This window comes from Vibrio wakamikoensis, from assembly GCF_050337275.1.
GTDB classification, from domain to species: Bacteria; Pseudomonadota; Gammaproteobacteria; order Enterobacterales; family Vibrionaceae; genus Vibrio; species Vibrio chaetopteri.
In genome coordinates this window covers 26246-46696 of record NZ_JAKJST010000035.1, presented here as the reverse complement: position 1 = coordinate 46696, position 20451 = coordinate 26246, and the positions used below count along the sequence as shown (strand labels likewise).

At 46.3% G+C, this 20451-nt stretch carries 18 protein-coding genes and 1 riboswitch; of the genes, 12 read left to right on the top strand and 6 right to left on the bottom strand.

The window, feature by feature from the left end; translation table 11 throughout:
- The first annotated feature begins 66 nt into the window (after nucleotides 1-66).
- The 5 genes from L4C42_RS19920 (at nucleotide 67) to L4C42_RS19900 (ending at nucleotide 7065) form a co-directional block, all read left to right on the top strand.
- Entirely contained in the window at nucleotides 67-3120 is a 3054-nt protein-coding gene (locus L4C42_RS19920) for a DNA translocase FtsK 4TM domain-containing protein (protein ID WP_353498319.1), read from the top strand.
- Nucleotides 3121-3154: 34 nt separating this feature from the next.
- On the top strand, nucleotides 3155-3772 hold the full coding sequence (gene lolA / locus L4C42_RS19915) for an outer membrane lipoprotein periplasmic chaperone LolA (RefSeq protein WP_418641591.1): 618 nt from the start codon (nucleotides 3155-3157) through the stop codon (nucleotides 3770-3772).
- A gap of 77 nt (nucleotides 3773-3849) precedes the next feature.
- Complete coding sequence (locus L4C42_RS19910) at nucleotides 3850-5139, top strand: replication-associated recombination protein A (RefSeq protein WP_418642290.1); 1290 nt, start codon at nucleotides 3850-3852, stop codon at nucleotides 5137-5139.
- A gap of 103 nt (nucleotides 5140-5242) precedes the next feature.
- The gene (gene serS, locus L4C42_RS19905) at nucleotides 5243-6550 is read left to right on the top strand and encodes a serine--tRNA ligase (RefSeq protein WP_353498322.1); all 1308 of its coding nucleotides are present in this window, start codon (nucleotides 5243-5245) and stop codon (nucleotides 6548-6550) included.
- Nucleotides 6551-6759: 209 nt separating this feature from the next.
- Nucleotides 6760-7065, top strand: coding sequence for a DksA/TraR family C4-type zinc finger protein (locus tag L4C42_RS19900; RefSeq protein WP_429761658.1), 306 nt, complete (start codon nucleotides 6760-6762; stop codon nucleotides 7063-7065).
- A 17-nt stretch (nucleotides 7066-7082) separates the two neighbouring features.
- On the opposite strand, the gene bioA is transcribed toward L4C42_RS19900, so the two are convergent.
- On the bottom strand, nucleotides 7083-8360 hold the full coding sequence (gene bioA / locus L4C42_RS19895; RefSeq protein ID WP_353498324.1) for an adenosylmethionine--8-amino-7-oxononanoate transaminase: 1278 nt from the start codon (nucleotides 8358-8360) through the stop codon (nucleotides 7083-7085).
- 120 nt (nucleotides 8361-8480) lie between these two features.
- Here bioA and bioB point away from each other — a divergent pair, with 120 nt between their 5' ends.
- The 7 genes from bioB (at nucleotide 8481) to L4C42_RS19860 (ending at nucleotide 16332) form a co-directional block, all read left to right on the top strand.
- A complete protein-coding gene (bioB, locus tag L4C42_RS19890) occupies nucleotides 8481-9533 on the top strand; it encodes a biotin synthase BioB (protein WP_418641590.1) in 1053 nt (350 codons plus the stop codon).
- The gene (locus tag L4C42_RS19885) at nucleotides 9517-10671 is read left to right on the top strand and encodes an 8-amino-7-oxononanoate synthase (protein ID WP_429761657.1); all 1155 of its coding nucleotides are present in this window, start codon (nucleotides 9517-9519) and stop codon (nucleotides 10669-10671) included. Before bioB ends, L4C42_RS19885 begins: the two co-directional genes overlap by 17 nt.
- The gene (gene bioC, locus L4C42_RS19880) at nucleotides 10672-11475 is read left to right on the top strand and encodes a malonyl-ACP O-methyltransferase BioC (RefSeq protein WP_353498327.1); all 804 of its coding nucleotides are present in this window, start codon (nucleotides 10672-10674) and stop codon (nucleotides 11473-11475) included.
- Complete coding sequence (gene bioD, locus L4C42_RS19875) at nucleotides 11472-12149, top strand: dethiobiotin synthase (protein ID WP_353498328.1); 678 nt, start codon at nucleotides 11472-11474, stop codon at nucleotides 12147-12149. The genes bioC and bioD overlap by 4 nt, the downstream gene beginning before the upstream one ends.
- A gap of 561 nt (nucleotides 12150-12710) precedes the next feature.
- The gene (gene glgC / locus L4C42_RS19870) at nucleotides 12711-13928 is read left to right on the top strand and encodes a glucose-1-phosphate adenylyltransferase (RefSeq protein ID WP_418641588.1); all 1218 of its coding nucleotides are present in this window, start codon (nucleotides 12711-12713) and stop codon (nucleotides 13926-13928) included.
- Between the two features lies 1 nt (nucleotide 13929).
- Entirely contained in the window at nucleotides 13930-15387 is a 1458-nt protein-coding gene (glgA, locus tag L4C42_RS19865) for a glycogen synthase GlgA (RefSeq protein WP_353498329.1), read from the top strand.
- 147 nt (nucleotides 15388-15534) lie between these two features.
- Nucleotides 15535-16332 carry an alpha/beta fold hydrolase gene (locus tag L4C42_RS19860; RefSeq protein ID WP_112462002.1) on the top strand — a complete coding sequence of 266 codons (798 nt, stop codon included), beginning with the start codon at nucleotides 15535-15537 and terminating at the stop codon, nucleotides 16330-16332.
- Here the strand turns inward: L4C42_RS19860 and L4C42_RS19855 are convergent.
- From L4C42_RS19855 to torD, 5 genes are all read right to left on the bottom strand, one after another.
- Nucleotides 16313-16645: a putative signal transducing protein gene (locus L4C42_RS19855; protein ID WP_353498330.1), complete on the bottom strand. Its 333-nt coding sequence runs from the start codon at nucleotides 16643-16645 to the stop codon at nucleotides 16313-16315. The two genes, L4C42_RS19860 and L4C42_RS19855, sit on opposite strands and share 20 nt — an antisense overlap.
- A complete protein-coding gene (locus tag L4C42_RS19850; protein WP_418641587.1) occupies nucleotides 16646-17329 on the bottom strand; it encodes a TVP38/TMEM64 family protein in 684 nt (227 codons plus the stop codon).
- Between the two features lie 120 nt (nucleotides 17330-17449).
- Nucleotides 17450-18040 carry a TfoX/Sxy family DNA transformation protein gene (locus L4C42_RS19845; RefSeq protein ID WP_353498331.1) on the bottom strand — a complete coding sequence of 197 codons (591 nt, stop codon included), beginning with the start codon at nucleotides 18038-18040 and terminating at the stop codon, nucleotides 17450-17452.
- A 115-nt stretch (nucleotides 18041-18155) separates the two neighbouring features.
- Nucleotides 18156-18243: riboswitch (cyclic di-GMP riboswitch) on the bottom strand.
- Nucleotides 18244-18422: 179 nt separating this feature from the next.
- Nucleotides 18423-19427, bottom strand: coding sequence for an HTH-type transcriptional repressor PurR (gene purR / locus L4C42_RS19840; protein WP_353498332.1), 1005 nt, complete (start codon nucleotides 19425-19427; stop codon nucleotides 18423-18425).
- 360 nt (nucleotides 19428-19787) lie between these two features.
- Nucleotides 19788-20441, bottom strand: coding sequence for a molecular chaperone TorD (torD, locus tag L4C42_RS19835; RefSeq protein ID WP_418641586.1), 654 nt, complete (start codon nucleotides 20439-20441; stop codon nucleotides 19788-19790).
- Between the last annotated feature and the right edge of the window lie 10 nt (nucleotides 20442-20451).

Sequence of the window (20451 nt, the reverse complement as noted above, 5' to 3'; positions counted from 1 at the left end):
TTAAATCAATGAATACACCGAGCGGCTTTTGCCGCTCGGACTGTTTTCAATAATTAGATGTTGGTTATGTTCAAACAGGACAAAAAAAGAGTCGAAACGATTATCAAGACGAGTGAAGAGCCTCAGGCGACTCGTCTAAACGGATTTCAGCGGTTAAGAGAATGCTGTTTCATCTTAGCTGTACTTACCTCTATTCTACTCGCTGTAGCCTTATTCACCTTTAGTCCGGCGGATCCCTCATGGTCACAGACTGCATGGGGTGGTGACATTCAAAACGCTGGCGGCTTTGTTGGTGCGTGGCTAGCGGATACTCTATTTTTTGTTTTCGGCTCTTTGGCATACCCAATCCCTTTCATCATAGCGTTGAGTGCTTGGGTCTTTTTCCGCAATCGTGACGAAGATGATCCGATTGATTTGATGATCTGGGGTACGCGTTTACTTGGACTAACCGTTCTTATTCTGACGAGCTGTGGCCTTGCTGACATCAACTTTGATGATATCTGGTACTTCTCCTCAGGTGGCGTAATTGGAGATGTTTTAACCAGCCTGTCTTTACCAACGCTGAATGTGCTTGGTACGACTTTGGTGCTGCTATTTCTTTGGGGAGCGGGCTTTACACTACTTACTGGCATCTCTTGGCTAAGAGTCGTCGAGTGGATCGGTGATAGCGTGCTATCGATGAGTGCCGCATTGGTCAACAAGGTTCGTGGTACCAAAGAAGAAGTATATGAGCCTGTGCTTGACGACCAAGAGTCCGATGACACAGAGGAGCTCCCACGCTTTAGCGCAGACAGTGCAGTACAAGAGGCTCCGGCTACCAGCAAGAAGCAATACAATATTCATGTTCCAGAGTCGACGCCTTCGGTTGCGACAGAGCCTGAACCAGCCTATGACCCACTGTTTGCAAAACCAGAAGACGACACTGCTTCACAAGAATCAATCGCACCGCAAGTAACGTCAGCGCCATCAGAAGTGAGCGCGGTTGAAACAGTACAACCTGTTGAACCGGTAGTGTCGGGTTCTCTTCAATCTCAGCCACCTCAGGTAGAACGCACTCGTCAGCTTGGTGCGACTATTGAAGAGTTGGAAAATGCTGCTCGCTCTAGTGATGACTATGCGAATCAGGGAGAAGAGCCTGAGTCGCCAGCGTCGAGTGTTACTGCGTCAGTGGCGGCAACAGCTCCAGCTGCGGCAATGGCAAATGCAGAACAAACAGCGGCTCCAACATTTGAAGAGCCAGGTAATCACCAGACCATGTTTGCTCATGAGCCTCAACCTGAACCTTTGGCTAGTGAACAGCCAATTAACCAACAAGTAGAGTCATCAGCCTATGCAATGGATGAAGCCACGCAGCAGGTGCACCCTCAGCCTTCGATATATGAAGAAGTTGAAGAGGTAGAGGATTTTACGCCTCCATGGGTTGATACTGCTGATATAGATGTTGAGTCTTCAACATCACATATTGAACCGACAGTAGATTTCGATGCTATCGATGCAGAAGCCGAAAACGAACCTGTTGATCAAGATGTCGAGGCGTTCCAAAACATAGTGGCCGAGGCGCAAAAAGCGCAAGTGGCAAAAATGAATCCATTCTTGGTTCAGCGGGATCAGAATTTACCTAGACCAGTAGAGCCGATGCCAACGCTAGAACTTCTCTACCACCCAGAGAAGCGAGAGAACTTTATTGACCGAGAAGCGCTGGAAAACATTGCTCGCTTGGTTGAATCTAAGTTGGCGGATTACAAAATCAAAGCGGAAGTGGTGGATATTTTCCCAGGCCCAGTGATTACCCGCTTTGAGCTGGATCTTGCTCCTGGTGTAAAGGTAAGTCGAATTTCTGGCCTTTCAATGGACTTAGCACGCTCACTGTCGGCGATGGCGGTTCGTGTAGTGGAAGTCATTCCGGGCAAGCCGTATGTTGGTCTTGAGCTGCCAAACATGACACGTCAAACCGTTTTCTTCTCAGATGTGGTTGGTAGCCAAGCGTTTATCGATTCCAAATCACCAACTACCGTAGTACTCGGTCAAGATATTGCAGGTGAAGCAGTGGTGGCGGATCTATCGAAAATGCCACACGTGCTTGTCGCGGGTACAACCGGTTCAGGTAAGTCCGTGGGTGTTAACGTCATGATCTTGAGTATGCTTTATAAAGCAACGCCTGAAGACGTACGCTTTATCATGATTGACCCGAAAATGTTGGAGCTTTCCATCTACGAAGGTATTCCTCATCTTCTTTCTGAGGTGGTAACCGACATGAAAGATGCCTCGAATGCACTTCGTTGGTGTGTGGGTGAGATGGAGCGCCGTTACAAGTTGATGTCAGCGCTTGGCGTTCGTAACATCAAGGGCTTCAATGACAAATTGAAAATGGCAGCAGACGCAGGTCATCCTATTCATGATCCTTTGTGGCAAGAAGGCGACAGCATGGATCCAGAGCCGCCATTGCTTGAGAAACTGCCATACATCATTGTTGTTGTCGATGAGTTTGCCGACCTAATGATGGTCGTGGGTAAGAAAGTAGAAGAGCTCATTGCGCGTTTGGCACAAAAAGCACGTGCTGCCGGTATTCACTTGATACTCGCAACTCAGCGACCGTCGGTAGACGTGATCACCGGTTTGATTAAAGCCAACATTCCGACTCGTGTCGCCTTTACGGTTTCGACCAAGACCGATTCACGCACTATTCTCGACCAAGGCGGCGCAGAATCCCTGCTTGGTATGGGTGATATGTTGTATCTGCCACCGGGCTCTAGTCATACAACTCGTGTACACGGTGCATTTGCGTCTGATGATGATGTGCATGCCGTGGTGAATAACTGGAAAGCACGCGGTAAGCCGAACTATATTGATGAAATCACCAATGGCGAGCAGTCTCCAGAGACGTTGCTACCAGGTGAAAAGATGGAAGGTGACGAAGACATGGATCCACTGTTCGATCAAGTTGTCGAACATGTTGTTCAGTCACGTCGAGGTTCTGTCTCAGGTGTGCAGCGCCGATTTAAGATTGGTTATAACCGCGCTGCGCGTATTGTCGAGCAGCTAGAGGCTCAAGGTATCGTAAGCGCACCGGGTCATAACGGTAACCGCGAAGTCCTCGCGCCAGCGCCACCAAAAGAATAATTTCGATTCGCCTTAAGAGGTAAGAGGAAATCAAATGAAGAAATGGTTTAATGCCGCGATGTTAAGTGCTTCAGCAATAGGTTTTTCAGCCCTGGCTTTTGCAACGCCGCAAAAGGAGCTTAGTGAAAGGCTTCAATTGAATGATGGTTTTAGCGCGACTTTTACTCAAGAAGTGACCAGTCCTGATGGGGATGTTGTTATGGAAGGGGAAGGCAATGTCGATATTTTACGCCCAAGCATGTTTCGCTGGGTGACGACACTGCCTGATGAAAACGTTCTGGTATCCGATGGACAAAACCTGTGGTACTACAGCCCATTTATCGAGCAGGTCAGTATTTACAATCAAGAGCAAGCAACAGAGCAGACGCCATTCGTGTTACTGACACGCAATCGTGCTAGCGATTGGGACAACTACAGCGTCAACCAAAAAGGCGATGTATTTACTTTAGTCCCAACGGCCGTCGACTCAACGCAAGGCCAATTTCAAATCAATATCGATAGCAAAGGCATTGTTCATGGCTTTAATGTGATTGAGCAAGATGGCCAAAAAGGCCGCTTTGTTTTCGATAACATAAAAGTGGGCAAACCTGCCTCAGACCGATTTACCTTTGTAGTTCCGGATGGTGTCGAAATTGATGACCAACGGAACTAGGTAGCTAGGACGTTATCGTGAGTAATTTCAGTTTTGATTTTTCAGGGGACGAAGATTTTCGTCCCCTTGCTGCTAGAATGCGCCCAGAAACCGTTGAGCAATATATTGGTCAGCAGCATATTTTGAGTGTGGGGAAACCGCTAAGACGAGCGCTTGAGGCTGGGCAACTGCACTCAATGATTTTGTGGGGACCACCTGGCACCGGTAAGACAACGCTCGCGGAGGTTGCTGCTAATTATGCCAACGCAGAAGTGGAACGTGTGTCTGCGGTGACTTCCGGCGTTAAAGAGATCCGTGCGGCAATCGAGCGTGCTCGAGAAAACAAACTCGCTGGCAAACGCACCATTTTGTTCGTCGATGAGGTACATCGCTTCAATAAAAGCCAGCAAGATGCTTTCTTGCCACACATCGAAGACGGCACGGTCACCTTTATTGGTGCTACCACTGAAAACCCGTCATTTGAACTCAATAACGCACTGCTTTCACGCGCAAGGGTGTATAAGCTCACCTCGCTCGATACTGCTGATATTTTGCTGGTACTTGAACAAGCAAAAAATGATGAGCGGCGTGGCCTAGGCGCAATCGCCGCGAAGTTCCATGACAATGTGCTTGATCGCCTTGCCGAGTTGGTAAACGGTGATGCAAGGATGTCATTGAACTACCTTGAACTTCTGTACGATATGGCGGAGGAGAACGAGGCTGGTGAGAAAGACATTACACTGCCGTTACTTGCTGAAGTCGCCGGAGAGAAGGTTAATCGTTTCGATAACAAAGGTGACATTTGGTACGACCTGATTTCTGCTGTGCACAAATCGATTCGTGGCTCAAACCCAGATGCCGCTCTGTATTGGTCAGCAAGAATGATAGCAGCAGGTTGCGATCCTTTGTACATCGCGAGGCGTTTATTGGCGATAGCGTCAGAGGATGTCGGAAATGCTGACCCAAGAGCGATGCAAGTTGCTTTATCCGCATGGGACTGTTTCACTCGTGTAGGTCCTGCTGAAGGTGAGCGGGCGATTGCACAAGCGATTGTCTATCTTGCGTGCGCACCAAAGAGTAATGCAGTTTACACTGCGTGGAAGCAAGCACTGCGAGATGCCCACAATCTCCCAGAGTATGAAGTACCACATCACTTAAGAAACGCCCCTACGTCTTTGATGAAAGACATGGGCTATGGTGCAGAGTATCGTTATGCACACGATGAGCCGGGTGCGTATGCCGCTGGAGAGCGTTACTTGCCTCCTGAAATGGCGGGTACCCGTTACTATGAGCCTACAAATCGCGGGCTCGAAACCAAAATTGGCGAAAAGTTAGATTATCTGGCGGATTTAGACGCAAAAAGCCCACAAAAGCGCTATGAAAAGTAGTGGCTTTTCGTTATCTTTACTCGGTTAACAAATCAATATCTGTCCTTGGTTAGGAATTGACCAGGGACAGAGTTCTTCACAACTATAAAGCATAGGATTGGCAATGCTGGATTCTAAATTACTTCGTACAGAGCTGGATGAAACAGCTGAAAAATTAGCACGTCGCGGCTTCGCGCTAGACGTAGAAACTATCCGTAAACTTGAAGATCAACGTAAGTCGATTCAAGTAGAAGTTGAGAATTTACAATCCACGCGTAACTCCATTTCTAAGCAGATCGGTCAGAAGATGGCTGCTGGCGACAAAGAAGGCGCTGAAGAGATCAAAAAGCAGATCGGTACACTAGGTAGCGATCTTGAAGCGAAGAAAGAAGAGCTAGCAGCGGTAATGGCTCAACTTGAAGACATCACACTTTCTGTGCCTAACTTGCCAGCGGACGATGTACCACAAGGTAAAGATGAAAACGACAACGTAGAAATTTCTCGTTGGGGTGAGCCTAAGACTTACGACTTTGAAGTAAAGGACCACGTTGACCTAGGTGAAATGGGTGGCGGTCTAGATTTTGCCAGCGCAACGAAGATCACTGGTGCTCGCTTTATCGTCATGAAAGGTCAGTTCGCTCGTCTGCACCGTGCTATCGCACAGTTCATGCTTGATCTTCATACTGAAGAGCACGGCTACACAGAGATGTACGTACCGTATCTAGTAAACGCTGACAGCCTATTTGGCACAGGTCAGCTACCTAAGTTTGGTAAAGATCTGTTCCATACAGAGCCACTGACTGAAAAAGCAAGCGATGAAGAGCCACGTAAACTGTCTCTAATCCCAACTGCTGAAGTGCCGGTAACTAACCTAGTACGCGATACCATCTCTGAAGAGGCTGATCTGCCACTTAAGATGACGGCTCACACACCATGTTTCCGCTCTGAAGCAGGCTCTTATGGTCGTGACACTCGTGGTCTTATCCGTATGCACCAGTTCGACAAAGTTGAACTGGTTCAAATCACTAAGCCAGAAGATTCAATGAATGCGCTTGAAGAGCTAACCGGTCACGCAGAGAAAGTTCTACAACTGCTAGAGCTTCCATACCGTAAAGTGGTTCTTTGTACTGGTGACATGGGCTTCGGTGCTCGTAAAACTTACGACCTAGAAGTTTGGGTTCCAGCGCAAGAGACATACCGTGAGATCTCTTCTTGCTCAAACATGTGGGATTTCCAAGCACGTCGTATGCAAGCTCGCTTCCGTCGTAAAGGTGAGAAGAAGCCTGAGCTTGTTCACACACTAAACGGCTCTGGTCTTGCAGTGGGTCGTACTATGGTAGCTATTCTTGAGAATAACCAAGAAGCGGACGGCCGTATTGCTATCCCAACTGCGCTACAGAAGTACATGGGCGGCGCTACGCACATCGGCTAATGTTAGCGATACACAAGTTTCTAAGCTCGGCATTGCCGAGCTTTTTTTTGCCTTGTGATTCTTATCTCTCGACTATCACCAATAGGATTATTACCAATTTGTAATAGTCTTTATGTATTTGATGTGATTATCAAGTCAGCTTAAACAACTATAATACCCACCTCTGCTGCGGAGCGTGTTTGTTTCTCACATAATGAGGAGGGGATGTTATGGCCGTAGGGTGGGCAAATGACGATAGTGTCAGCCAACAAATTCAAAATACCATAGACGATGAAATTTCAAGGGTTCGCAGTCTTTCAAGCCAGGGTGTGAGTGCCGAGTTTTGTGATGAATGTGGGGAACCTATTCCACTAGCAAGGCGAACCGCTATCAAAGGTGTGAGACTCTGTATTGAGTGTCAGTCAAACCAAGAACATCATCGTTACCGACAGGCTCTGTTTAATCGTAGAGGAAGCAAGGACAGCCAGCTCAGGCAGTGCTTGTCTGGGAGAAGCATTGAAAAGCGGTTGCGTTAGCAGCCGCTTTTTTGCTGTTAGTTGAAACACTCTTCATTCTTAAGAGCCGTCTCGATTGCTGCCACCAACCTTTCAATATGCTCTGGCTGACTAATGTAGGGAGGCATCATGTAAATGAGCTTACCAAATGGTCGTATCCAAACTCCTTGCTCAACAAAGTGTTTCTGAATCACTTCCATATTCACCGCTTTATGGGTTTCGACCACACCGATTGCGCCCAACCAACGCACATCTTTTACATTCGAATAGCGTGTTAGTTTAGGCAGTAATTCTGCAAACAGGGATTCAATACTGCTCACTTGAGACTGCCATTCATTGCTCGCAACAATATCTAAACTCGCGCTTGCCACGGCGCAAGCCAGCGGGTTACCCATGAAGGTCGGGCCGTGCATAAAGCAGCCAGCTTCGCCGCCACATACTGTGTCTGCTACGTGTTTACTGGTTAACGTGGCTGACAGTGTCATGTAACCGCCGGTGAGAGCCTTGCCGACGCACATGATGTCTGGCTGGATGTTGGCGTGTTCGCTGGCAAACAGTTTCCCGGTGCGGCCAAAGCCAGTCGCGATCTCATCAAGAATAAGTAGGACACCATGCTTATCGCAGAGCTCTCTCACACGCTGCAGGAAAGTAGGGTGGTACAAACGCATTCCGCCAGCCCCTTGCACAATAGGTTCAAGGATCACCGCAGCGACTTCAGAGTGATGAGTATCCATTTTGCATTTGAAATCACTGATGTCCGCTTCTATCCATTCGTCCCAAAAACCAATCTCTGGAGAGTCAGCGAAGATATGCTCAGGCAAAAATCCTTTGTACAAGCTATGCATGGAATTATTCGGATCGGTCACTGACATGGCAGCAAACGTGTCGCCATGGTAGCCGTGGGAGAGAGTGAGGAACTTTGGCCTGCGCTCACCACGAGCGTGCCAATATTGCAGCGCCATCTTCAGTGACACTTCAACCGCTACCGAACCCGAATCGGCCAAGAAGATGTGCTCCATATTATCGGGTGCAAGCTGAAGCAGCTTCTTACTGACGTCAATGGCAGGCTGGTGGGTGATACCGCCAAACATCACGTGGGACATTTGTTCACTCTGAGATTGCAGTGCTGCATTGAGCTTAGGGTGATTGTAGCCATGAATGGTCGACCACCAAGATGACATCCCATCGACGAGCTCTGTTCCATCCTCCAAAGTCAGATGAACGCCTTTAGCGGATACTACGGGATAACAACTAAGGGGATTGAGTGTGGAAGTGTAGGGGTGCCAAATGTGTTTTTTGTCGAAATCTAAATCCATGAAATTCGGTCGCTTAACTTTTAACCAAGTGTAAACTTGTGCTTGTGGTCGGTGTTGACAGTGTATCGCTTGTCGGTACACTAGCCAAGACTAAAAACAATGAGAGCAAAGGATTTAACTGTGGAAGTACGACACGATTGGACGCATGCCGAAGTGCAAGAGCTGATGAACAAGCCATTTATGGATCTATTGTTCGAAGCGCAAACTGTACACCGTCAACATCAGCAAACCAACCATGTTCAAGTTAGCACCCTGTTATCGATTAAAACCGGTGCTTGCCCTGAAGATTGTAAGTACTGCCCACAAAGCGCACGCTACAAAACCGATGTTGAAGCAGAGCGTTTGATGGAAGTTGAGCGCGTACTTGATGCTGCGCAAAAAGCCAAAAATGCAGGCTCGACACGTTTCTGTATGGGGGCGGCGTGGAAGAACCCCAAAGAGCGTGATATGCCTTTGCTCACCGATATGATTAAAGGCGTCAAAGAGATGGGTCTAGAAACCTGTATGACGCTAGGCATGTTGACGCCCGATCAGGCAACGCACCTTGCAGATGCTGGTCTTGATTACTACAACCACAACCTTGACACTTCTCCTGAGTTTTACGGCAATATCATCACGACCCGAACTTACCAAGACCGTTTAGATACGCTCAGCCACGTGCGTGATGCCGGTATGAAAATCTGCTCAGGCGGAATTATTGGCATGGGTGAGAGCGCCAATGACCGCGCGGGCTTGCTTATGGAACTTGCCAACCTTCCTGTTCAGCCAGAAAGTGTTCCAATCAACATGCTGGTTAAAGTTAAGGGAACACCGCTTGAAGAAGTGGATGATGTCGAGCCTTTTGACTTTATTCGTCTTATCGCGATTGCACGAATCATGATGCCGAACTCAGCGGTTCGTCTCTCTGCAGGACGTGAAGACATGAACGAGCAAATGCAGGCGTTATGCTTTTTGGCTGGCGCTAATTCTGTGTTCTATGGTTGTAAGCTACTTACCACACCAAACCCAGATGAAGATAAAGATCTTCAGCTGTTTAAAAAGCTCGGGATCAACCGTGAAGAAACCTCACAAAAACCGGATGAGGTGCAAGAAAACGATCTTCTTGACCAAGTAGTGAGCCGAGTCGCTGCGCGTCCTACCAAAGACGACCTATTTTATGACGCTAGCGTTTAATCAGCGCATTCATAAGGCGCTGGAAGAGAGAAAGCAGAGCGACTTAGTACGCTCTGTCATCGCCTTAGAAAGGGGTAACCAAGCGGTTTTTCAAAACAATGGTAAGTGGTTTGATAATTTCTCGTCCAATGACTACCTCGGTTTAGCGGCGAGTGATGAGCTCAAACTTTGCTATCAGCAAGCCGTAAGTGACTATGGCGTTGGCAGCGCAGCATCACCGCTGGTGACGGGTTACTCAAATCAGCATCAAAGCCTCGAGTCTGCATTAACGGAATGGCTAGGGTATGACAGTGCGCTGTTCTTTTCTTCCGGATTTTCCGCTAATCAAGCCGTTGTTTTTGCATTGCTGCAAAAGGGCGATTTGCTGCTTCAAGATAAACTAAACCATGCATCATTGATGGAAGCAGGGATGCTGTGTGACGCTGAAATGAAACGCTATCGTCACTGCAATCAAGGGCACCTTGCTCAGTTGCTGCAGGCCGATAAGCCCATGATGGCAGTAACAGAAAGTGTGTTTAGTATGGATGGCGATATTGCCGATCTTGATGGCTTTGTCTCTCTGTGCAAGCAAGCGGGTGCGTTGTCCATGATTGATGATGCTCATGGTATCGGCGTGATTGGCGAGCAGGGCAATGGCGCAGTCGGAATGACAAGTAAACGCGCAGATATTCTGGTCGTGACATTTGGTAAGGCATTTGGCCTTAATGGTGCCGCTGTATTGTGCTCACGAGAAATGAAAGATTACCTAACTCAATTTGCGCGTCACTACGTTTACTCAACAGCGTTTTCAGCCGCCCATGCTGTGGCGATTACCAGAGCAGTCGCGATGATTCAAACGCAGCAATGGCGTCGAGAAATGCTGATTGAACTCGGCGCTATCTATGATGAAACGTTAAATGGAACGGCAGGTTTTGTTGCCACTAAAACGCCAATTAAACCTTGGCTGGTTGGCGAAGAAAGTGATGTTTTAGCACTTTGCGCTGCGTTAAAGCGTGAGCAGAGTTGGACGACGGCCATTCGACCGCCAACGGTACCCAAAGGCTCGGCGCGACTCAGGATTACGCTATCAGCCGCCCATGAAGCGAAGGCCGTTCAAAAACTTGCTTTCAATTTAAAACGACATTCGGAGGGATGCTAAATGTCAGAGGTATTAGCAAATCTTGTGAATTATCAGACCAATAAAGCTGCGATATCGGAGTCGTTTAGCCGCGCTGCTAGATTTTATGACCAGCACGCCGAGCTTCAGCGTTTGGTCGCTGATCGTTTATTGGCTTTGCTACCAAACGATTTGACAAGATATCGTGTTCTCGATTTAGGCTGTGGTACTGGGTATTGTTCTAAAGCGTTGTTGGAGCGGGGAGCGAACGTTGTATGTGCTGACTTGTCCAGTGAGATGCTTGCTGTTGCCGAACAGCGCTGCGGTGTCGAGCGAGTTCACTACCAAGTCGCTGACGCAGAGGCGCTGCCATTTGAAGACAATCGTTTTGATATCGTGATATCAAGCCTTGCATTACAGTGGTGCAGTGATTTAGCTGTGCCGCTTAGTGAGATGAAGCGAGTGACAAAACCCGGTGGAAGCCTACATTTTTCAACGCTTCTTGATGGCTCTTTACTGGAGCTGAAGCGTTCATGGGGCAAAATTGATGCATATCAACATGTCAACGACTTTACCTCTCTCAATCAGGTAAAAATTGCGTTAGCGCAATCTGAGTGCATCCACCATCAACTAGACTTGCCGAAAATAGTTATGTGGTATGAAACCGCTTTTGGTTTGATGAAAGACCTAAAAGGAATTGGAGCAACGCATGTTGAAGGTCGCTCCAAAGGGTTTACCAGTCGAGGTGCATTGAAGATGCTCGAACTGGAATACAAGCAGTACGCAAATCAAAACGGCCTATTACCCGCCAGTTATCAAATTTGTTTAGGATCAGTTGCATTATGATGAAAGCACTATTTATTGCAGGTACGGATACTGAAGTTGGGAAAACCGTTGTATCAAAAGCGATATTAAGTGCTGTTGGTGCACAAGGAAAAACGACGATAGGGTATAAGCCGTTAGCAGCAGGGTGTGAGAAGACCGAGCAGGGGTTACGTAACTCGGATGCGTTGCATCTCCAGCAGGCAGCGAATCTGAATGTTGATTACGATCTCGTCAACCCGTATGCATTGTCTCTACCAGCATCACCTCATATCGCGGCGATTGCTGATGACGTTGAAGTGGATTACCAAGTACTCTCTAACGTGCTAGAGCAACATAAACAAAACAGTGATTTTGTGCTGGTAGAAGGCGCAGGTGGTTGGCGCGTACCGGTATCAAAAGACGATTGCTTGTCGACTTGGGTTAAGCAAGAGAAGTTACCAGTCGTGCTTGTTGTGGGTATCAAGCTGGGTTGCTTGAGCCACGCGATGTTAACTGCTGAAGCCATCAAAGCGGATGGACTTGAGCTGGTTGGTTGGGTTGCGAATCGTGTTAACCCAGGCGTTGAGCATTATGCTGAGATCATTGAGATGCTGGAAAGCTCGATGGGCGCACCGAAACTGGGTGAAATTCCTTATGTACCTGGCTGCAAGAAACGAGATTTAGGTAAGTACATTAATCTTGAAGTCATTCGTTAATCAACGAGTAACAAATTAAGCGCTTTGCGCTTTAAAAAGCCCCTTGCGTATCAATTAACGCTTGGGGCTTTTTTGTATTGATTTCATACATAATTTATTAACTCCAGTCCGCTTTTTAATCAAATGTAACACTTTTCAAACTTTTTAACTGGTCATATCACTTTAGCCCTCTGATTTTTATTAAGTTTTATCAATTTACGCGATTTGGTAAAATCAATGTTAACTCTATGTGTTGAACGGGTAATCTCGGTATGGCATTCTGTGACGAAGCACAAGAGTTTCAATGCAATTGGGTTCAATGCTTAATATTGAGCGATAGTCCATTGTAATCTCGCCGCAAAACGATAATTTAGTGAAAAACCATACGAAAGTTATGGAGCTAATAAGGCCAAAAAACAAGCAAAATAAGGCCTCTCAAACGAATTGTATACAAGATTCAACGTTTGAATGATCGGTGTAGTAATCGACATTGTCATCCGTTAAAAACGACGCTAGATACCCCCCAATATATAACCTAAGTATCTAGCAACATGGAAAGCTGAAATAAAAACGGAGAAATCAATGGCTGGTGTTTTAGGAATGATCCTTGCTGGTGGCGAGGGTTCTCGCCTTCGTCCTCTTACGGAATCTCGCAGTAAGCCTGCAGTACCTTTTGGAGGCAGTTACCGTCTTATCGACTTTGCGCTCAATAATTTCATTAACGCGGACTTGATGAGAATTTATGTTCTTACCCAATTTAAATCCCAATCTCTCTATCAACACATGCGTAAAGGCTGGAATCTGACGGGGATTACCGACAGATTTATTGACCCAATCCCAGCGCAAATGCGTGACGGAAAGCGCTGGTACGAAGGGACTGCCGACGCTATCTACCAAAACGTTCGATTCATTGAACTGGCTAACCCTGAGCATGTCTGCATCTTCGGCTCTGATCATATCTATAAAATGGATATTCGTCAGATGTTGGACTTCCACAAACGTACCGAAGCTAAGCTGACCGTTTCTGCTCTGCGTATGCCACTCGCCGAGGCCTCTGAGTTTGGCGTTATCGAAGTGGACGAAAATGGCAAAATGATCGGCTTTGAAGAGAAACCAGAGAACCCTAAATCGATACCAGGTCACCCTGACATGGCGCTTGTGTCTATGGGTAACTACATTTTCGAAGCAGAGAGTTTGTGTAATGAGCTTCGCATTGATGCGGAGAATGAAAACTCAAGTCATGACTTCGGTAAAGACATCATTCCTAAGATGTTCCCTGAAGGCAGTGTTTATGTGTATGATTTCTCTACGAATAAAATTAGTGGTGAGAAGGATACTACTTATTGGCGCGATGTAGGTACCATCGACTCTTACTGGGCAGCTCACATGGATCTACTCCACGAAGACCCGGAGTTCTCGCTTTATAACCGTAAGTGGCCTCTACATACTTATTACCCGCCTTTGCCACCTGCGACGTTTGTCGATGCTGAGCACCAAAAAATCAAAGTGACGGACAGCTTAATTGCTGGTGGTAGTTACGTTCGTGGTTCTTCTATCTACAAATCGGTACTGGGTTTTAGAAGTAATATTGCTGCTGGTTCTGTAGTGAGTGAATCTGTTATTCTAGGTGACGTTAAGATTGGTGTGGGTTGTACAATCAAGCGCGCAATCATAGACAAAAATGTTGAAATTGCCCCTGGAACTGTGATCGGCGAGGATCTCGAGCTAGACGCGAAGCGTTTCCATGTGTCTCCAGGTGGCATTGTTGTCATCAAAAAAGGGACAAAAGTTGGATTCTAGAATGAGAAACATAGACGTATGGTTTCCAGTTTCAGAAGTTCAAGGGCTGATTAAAAGTGGAGGCTTGGCGGATGTCGCCAAGGCTCTGCCGAAAGCGCTTCAAGAACTTGGCAAGGAGGTAGCGATTACGCTACCTGGCTATCAGAAATTACCTAATAAGGATCAGTATGAGTTTGTGCTTGCCACTGAGCTGGAGCATTGGCCTCATACGCCTTATCAAGTTAAAAAAACCTATCTCGATGGGGTAGAAGTATACGTGATCGAGTGCGATCGCTATTTCGACCGCCCAGAGCTTTACGCTGAGCACAACCGAGCATACGCAGATAACGGCGAGCGCTTTGGTTTTTTCGCTGCTGCGAGTTTAGACGTTCTACCAAAGCTTGGTATCAAACCTGCAGTTGTGCATGCTAACGACTGGCATACAGCCCTCATCCCATTTCTGCTAAGAACGCGTTATGGCGAAGACACGCGCTTTGATGGTACGAAATCGGTACTGACGGTTCACAATGCCATCTTTAAAGGCATCTTTTCATACAGCCAGCTGGAAATCATTCCAGAGCTCCATCTCTCTGGAATGGAGTTTCTGCAATATGGTGAAGGTTGGGTGAGTACGCTGCGTGCGGGTATTGCCTTTGCGGACAAAATCAATGCGGTTAGCCCAAACTATGCCGCTGAGCTAGTGACGCCGCTAGGCTCTCATGGCCTTGTTGACGATTTTGTTCATCGCTCTAAAGATTTGCATGGCATAGTGAACGGGTGTGACTACTCTGAGTGGAACCCAAAACATGATGCGTTCTTGCCTGCCAACTACGGTGATGAGCTAGAAAGCATGTTGTCTGGGAAGCTCGCTTCTAAGACAGCACTTCAGCAAGAGTTAGGACTGCCTGAACGCAACGTTCCTATGGTGGGCATGGTATGCCGATTAACGCACCAAAAAGGTTTCCACTATATCTTGCCAATTTTGGACAAGTTCCTAAAGAATGATGTTCAGGTAGTGATTATCGGTACCGGTGAGCCACAAATCGCGTCTCATTTGAACGACCTTGCTGAAGAGTTTTCAGACAAGCTCAAGTTTGTTGAAGCTTATAGCAACCGCTTTGCTCACTTAGTTGAGGCTGCCTCGGATTTCTTCTTGATGCCTTCGGAGTTTGAAGCGTGCGGTCTTAATCAGATCTACAGTATGGCTTATGGCACTTTGCCTATCGTACGTAAGGTGGGCGGGCTTAAAGATACAGTGATTGATTTTGATGACGATCCAGTGAATGCAACGGGTTTTGGTTTTGATGAACCCTGCCATGATGCATTGCTGATTGTTCTGCAACGTGCACTGCTATTTTATCTGCAGCACCCTGAACAAATGCATGAAATGCAGCTACGTTCAATGCGTAAGGACTTTAGCTGGACTGAATCAGCGAAGGAATACATTAAGATGTATGACTTGGCACTCAGTCAGCAGTAAGCTCACTTTAAAAAGCGGCAATCGCCGCTTTTTTTCATTTTTAGCTACACTTATTAATCATTTTTACCAAATTCATCGATAGTTTTTGCCTGTCGTTAGGCGAATTATGGTAACTTACTTCCAATTGCATCAAGAATATTGAGTACTATGTCAGAGAGTTTGCTGTTTCATAAAACGTATCAACACCCTACCAGTAACGAGTGGGTGGTTTTTGTGCATGGCGCCGGCGGTAGTTCAAATATCTGGTTCAAACAAATCCGTGCTTATCGTGAACATTTCAATCTGTTGTTTATAGACCTTCGTGGCCACGGTAAGTCGAATCAGTTTCTAAAAGACATCATGTCCAATAAGTACACCTTTAAAGAGGTGACAATGGACATTGTGCGCGTATTGGATCATTTGAAAATTCAGTCAGCACATTTCGTTGGCATGTCTCTAGGAACTATCATCGTTCGCAATATTGCGGAGCTCGCGCACTCAAGAGTTCGCTCTATGGTGCTAGGTGGCGCTGTAACGCGTTTTAACACGCGTTCGCAGATCTTGGTGAAGATAGGCAACTGGAGTAAGCACATGATCCCTTACATGTGGTTATACAGCCTATTTGCTTACATTGTGATGCCACAGCCGGGTCAAAAAGAATCTCGTCACTTATTCGTACGTGAAGCGAAGAAGTTGTGTCAGAAAGAGTTTAAGCGCTGGTATCAACTGACAACAGAAGTGAATCCGCTTAACCGTTACTTCAAAGATCGAGAGTTGCCGATCCCAACTTTGTATTTGATGGGTGATAAAGATTATATGTTTATCAAGCCGGTCAAAGAGATGGTGGCTGAACACAAGTCCAGCCGACTTTTAGAGATTAAAGATTGTGGTCATGTGTGCAATGTTGAAAGGCCAGACGAGTTCAATAAGCACTCGATAGATTTCATCAAGTCAGTGGCATCTTAACTTGTTTTGGGGTTTGACAGTTCCAGCAAACCTCAAACTGTCCCTCATTGAGCTCATTACATGCAAAGCAATGCCAATCTGCGTGATTGGCATATTGGGTTTTTAACTGCCACTGCTTGATAATGGCTTTTGCCATCATTGATTGCTCAGTATCGAACAGCCAAACATAAGGCAGTGAGCTTTCGTCAAAAGGCACTTCACCTCTTAGCCCAAATACTCCCTCTCCGCGCACTTCGCAATGTATGCCCTCTGAAGCCAGTTGCTGCTGCACGATGTGAGTTTCTGGTGGGTTGTTGCCGATAAAAATCTTCATCTATTCTTGTACCTGCGGTGAGCGAGACAGTCGCGCCATGATCCATTTAGCGATGAGCGGGAACAAACCAAGTAGTGCAAAGGAAGCCAATACTGTCGGTGATACAATGCCAGACAGGCGATCAATGTTGGCAAGTTGCGTACCTGCGTTTAAGTACACGGCCGTACCAGGCAGCATACCAAGTTGACTCACCAAGTAGTATTTTGATGCGCGGATTGGCGTCAGACCCATCAATAGGTTAATCAAAAAGAACGGGAATACTGGGATGAGCCTAAGTGAGAACAGGTAAAAGGCACCGTCTTTTTCGACCCCTTTATTAATGGTATCGAGTTTAGAACCAAATTTACTCTGCACCCAGTCGCGAAGTAGGAATCGACTGCTCAAAAACGCCAATGTCGCGCCAATAGTGCTCGCGAAAGAAACCAGTAATAGACTTGTCCAAAAACCAAACAATGCAGCACCTAGCAAGGTAACCACTGCAGCGCCTGGAATCGAAAACGCAGTAATCGCGATGTAGGCAAAAAAGTAAGTGAGTGCCGCAGTAACAAAATTGGCATCGATGTACTCAGCCAGTGCGGCTTGCTGCGCTTTGGCGTTTTCGAGCGTAAGATGTTGACCAAAATTAACGCCTAAAAATACGATGATGGCAACCAGTACTAATCCAAGTATTAGCTTCTTGCTCATGACGATATCCTTTGTAATGTCTTAGTATTAGTGTAGTAGAAAGGGAGTGTGACCTTTTCCTTTCATCTAATACGAAAAAAATCAGCCATAAGGCTGATTTTTTATTGGGAAAACCAAGGGTTAGTTGATTAAGCTAGCAAGCTCTTCTCGTTTGGTTTGTGGTATCACAGACCAGTGAGTGCCGTTGATGGCGCCTTCTAGTGCCCATAGTAACTCGAGCCCAACTGAGCTAGAGTGGGTTCTTTGGATGGCTTTAAATGCCTCAACAGCGCCGTGCTGCTGTAGATCGCCCACAGATTCGATACCGGCTTTTTTAAGCATACGCTCAGTTGCCAGTCGTAAATTAGGAAGATCCTTTAATCGGTTTGGCTTCGCTTCAGACTGCTGCTCTTTTTCAGTTTTTGCAAACGCGAGCGCCTGTTTAGCATGAGTCAAGATAGCGTCTTGATCTTGCCAACAATCGTCTGGTAGTGCGAAGTACTTGGTTACCACGGGAAATCCACGCTTTTTATAAACGTATGGTTTGTAACCTAGCTTTTTAAAGGTGGAAATGGTCTGACGGTCAGTTCTGATATGTAATTTGTTATTCACTGCTAATGCAAACATCGTATCGTCTACGAAGATGCCAAATCCGCCGAACATGGATCGAGACTTTACTCTTCCAAGCTGAGCGAATAACTGCATTGAATCTTTTAGTATAGGATTATCCATGCTTATTCTTTTCTCGGTGTTATTGATTGTGTCACCAAAATCAGGTCCGAGAGTATAGCAAACGGGTGTCAGAGCTCTGTTAAGCCACTGCTATAACTGAGTCTTTGCCCTTGCCATCGGCAACCCCGCTACCTATCAATAAAAATTGGTTTAGGCCGGTGGCTTTGCGTCCCACCCTTTCAGATGGTTTGCCCTGTGCGTGACACATATAGCATATAGGAAAACTACGTAAGTTATTGATATGTGATCTTTGGAAATGTGATCTTAGTTCAAATAATGTTTGGTTATTTGTGCTTCAAGGTGAATAAAAAATTGACAGCAGTAGGGGGGAATTTTGAATAGAGATCAAAAAAAAGTGCCGAAATCGGCACTTTTGTCAGCGTTAGGTTAGGGCTTTGACAGAGTCACGTTCTACAATTTCTGGGTGCATTTCAAAAATGCGTTTTTCGTGACCTTTATCTTTGATTCGTTCTAGTAGAATCTCAAAGGCATTTTTACCAACACGTCGCTTCGGTTGGTGAACCGTTGTCAGCGGTGGCGAAAAGTATTCAGCCAGTTCAATATTGTCATAACCGATAACAGAGATATCTTCAGGTACGTTTACACCAAGCTGTTGAAGGCGACTCATAAGTCCAAATGCCATTGTGTCATTAAAACAGAACACGGCCGTTGGTCTCTCTTCCATTGCGGCGATGCGGTTAGCGGCGATTACCGCAGTATCACATTCAAAGTTACCTTCAAGAATACGATCTTCTTTCATCTCAATGCCGGCTTCCGCCAGTGCACGTTTATAGCCGATGATGCGTTCTTGGCATACCGCTTTTTCTAGGTGACCACTTAGACAGGCAATATCGGTATGACCTTTCTCAATCAAAAACTTAGTCGCTAGATAGCCACCTTCCTCTGAATTATCGATGATCTTATCGGCTTGAGAGCTCTCTGGACCCCAATCCATGATCACTTTTGGAATGTCTGCGTGACGGTCAAGCATCTCAAGAAGCTCTTCAGTCAAGTCGGAACACATCACCAAAATACCATCGACGCGTTTTTCTGCCAGCATGCGAATGTAGTCACGCTGCTTCTCGTAAACACCACCTGTGTTACACAAAATCAGTGTATAGCCTTGGCGATAGCAGTAACTTTCAACGCCATCGATAACTTCTGAGAAAAATAAGTTGGTCGATTGGGTGACCAACATACCAATGGTTTTAGTCGAATTGCACTTCAGGCTACGAGCAACAGCACTAGGCGCGTAGTTGAGTTCATCGACCGCCGCCATCACTTTTTCTTGCGTTGCTTCTGCAACAAAACGAGTTTTATTAATTACATGGGATACTGTGGTCGTGGAAACGCCAGCAAGTCGGGCGACATCTTTAATGGTTGCCATAGTGATATCCTATTAGTCGCGGCTTATTGAATTAGTGAGTAAACGTTTGTGCCGCTTTAATTTTAGTGGTTCCAGCGCTTTTGTGAATAAACGGATGTAAAAGCGGAAACCGGCAAGTGTATGCAAGCCTAGGCAGAATCAACAAATTGAGCTCAAAGCTCGATATTGCCACCTAAGTGGAGATGATTTTCTGTAATACCAATGGGCGATTGCATTTAAACGGCGAATTGTAGTCGCAGCTTAGTGAGCTGGCAATCATTTATCCCACAAATTTATAACTAAGGCGCAAAATTGACTCAGATGACTGAAAACCACGTTTGCGCCTTTAGTATGTGTCGCACCTATCAGTTGAAATCGGAGTTAGTCGTTTTCATCCGCAAGGTAGGTCAGGTCTAACAGACAGAAGGCGTGCAAGAGGCTTGCAGCAGCAGAGTAGAAGCCAAATTCATCAAACTGTTGGCACTTTTTAACAAACTGAGGCAACCAACTCATGAGATGAGTATTGATGAAGTCCGCTTGTTCGTGCAGTGCGTCATTCATATGCGCGTCGTTCTCCAGTTCGTTCGAACGGATGATAAGGTTACCTAGAAAATCGAGTTCGATGGCAAGGTGATCCGCTGGCTCATTGAGATCTTTATTTACTGCAATACCGTACTTGGCGAGTAGATCTGCCATTTCTTGCGCAGGTTGGTCGTTGAGTAGGCCAGAAGTACCAATGTACATTGAGGCATAAGGCAGTGCGCCATGCTTGTCGGTCTTTAAAAACAGATCACAAAAATCGGCAGAGAGCTCCAATTGAGCATCTTCACGTACTTGCAATCTATTGAGCGAATCAGTGAAGGTTTTGATTGGCTCCGACAGCGATGGGTTTTCACCAAGTCCGGTTAGAAACGAACGTATTTCTGGGCTGTGGTATTTGCTTAGCTCATCGTCGGTCAGCTCAGAAGCAAACAAGCTTGATAGCCACCAATAGATTTCCGCACGTTGCTCATTAAATGCTTTGATTTCTTGCATTTGTATTGTC

Excerpts from the sequence above, each read along its gene's own strand:
- L4C42_RS19920 (WP_353498319.1), top strand. The coding sequence starts at position 67 with ATGTTCAAACAGGACAAAAAAAGAGTCGAAACGATTATCAAGACGAGT.
- lolA (WP_418641591.1), top strand. The coding sequence starts at position 3,155 with ATGAAGAAATGGTTTAATGCCGCGATGTTAAGTGCTTCAGCAATAGGT.
- L4C42_RS19910 (WP_418642290.1), top strand. The coding sequence starts at position 3,850 with ATGCGCCCAGAAACCGTTGAGCAATATATTGGTCAGCAGCATATTTTG.
- serS (WP_353498322.1), top strand. The coding sequence starts at position 5,243 with ATGCTGGATTCTAAATTACTTCGTACAGAGCTGGATGAAACAGCTGAA.
- L4C42_RS19900 (WP_429761658.1), top strand. The coding sequence starts at position 6,760 with ATGGCCGTAGGGTGGGCAAATGACGATAGTGTCAGCCAACAAATTCAA.
- bioA (WP_353498324.1), bottom strand. The coding sequence starts at position 8,360 with ATGGATTTAGATTTCGACAAAAAACACATTTGGCACCCCTACACTTCC.
- L4C42_RS19885 (WP_429761657.1), top strand. The coding sequence starts at position 9,517 with ATGACGCTAGCGTTTAATCAGCGCATTCATAAGGCGCTGGAAGAGAGA.
- bioC (WP_353498327.1), top strand. The coding sequence starts at position 10,672 with ATGTCAGAGGTATTAGCAAATCTTGTGAATTATCAGACCAATAAAGCT.
- bioD (WP_353498328.1), top strand. The coding sequence starts at position 11,472 with ATGATGAAAGCACTATTTATTGCAGGTACGGATACTGAAGTTGGGAAA.
- glgC (WP_418641588.1), top strand. The coding sequence starts at position 12,711 with ATGGCTGGTGTTTTAGGAATGATCCTTGCTGGTGGCGAGGGTTCTCGC.
- glgA (WP_353498329.1), top strand. The coding sequence starts at position 13,930 with ATGAGAAACATAGACGTATGGTTTCCAGTTTCAGAAGTTCAAGGGCTG.
- L4C42_RS19860 (WP_112462002.1), top strand. The coding sequence starts at position 15,535 with ATGTCAGAGAGTTTGCTGTTTCATAAAACGTATCAACACCCTACCAGT.
- L4C42_RS19855 (WP_353498330.1), bottom strand. The coding sequence starts at position 16,645 with ATGAAGATTTTTATCGGCAACAACCCACCAGAAACTCACATCGTGCAG.
- L4C42_RS19850 (WP_418641587.1), bottom strand. The coding sequence starts at position 17,329 with ATGAGCAAGAAGCTAATACTTGGATTAGTACTGGTTGCCATCATCGTA.
- L4C42_RS19845 (WP_353498331.1), bottom strand. The coding sequence starts at position 18,040 with ATGGATAATCCTATACTAAAAGATTCAATGCAGTTATTCGCTCAGCTT.
- purR (WP_353498332.1), bottom strand. The coding sequence starts at position 19,427 with ATGGCAACCATTAAAGATGTCGCCCGACTTGCTGGCGTTTCCACGACC.
- torD (WP_418641586.1), bottom strand. The coding sequence starts at position 20,441 with ATGCAAGAAATCAAAGCATTTAATGAGCAACGTGCGGAAATCTATTGG.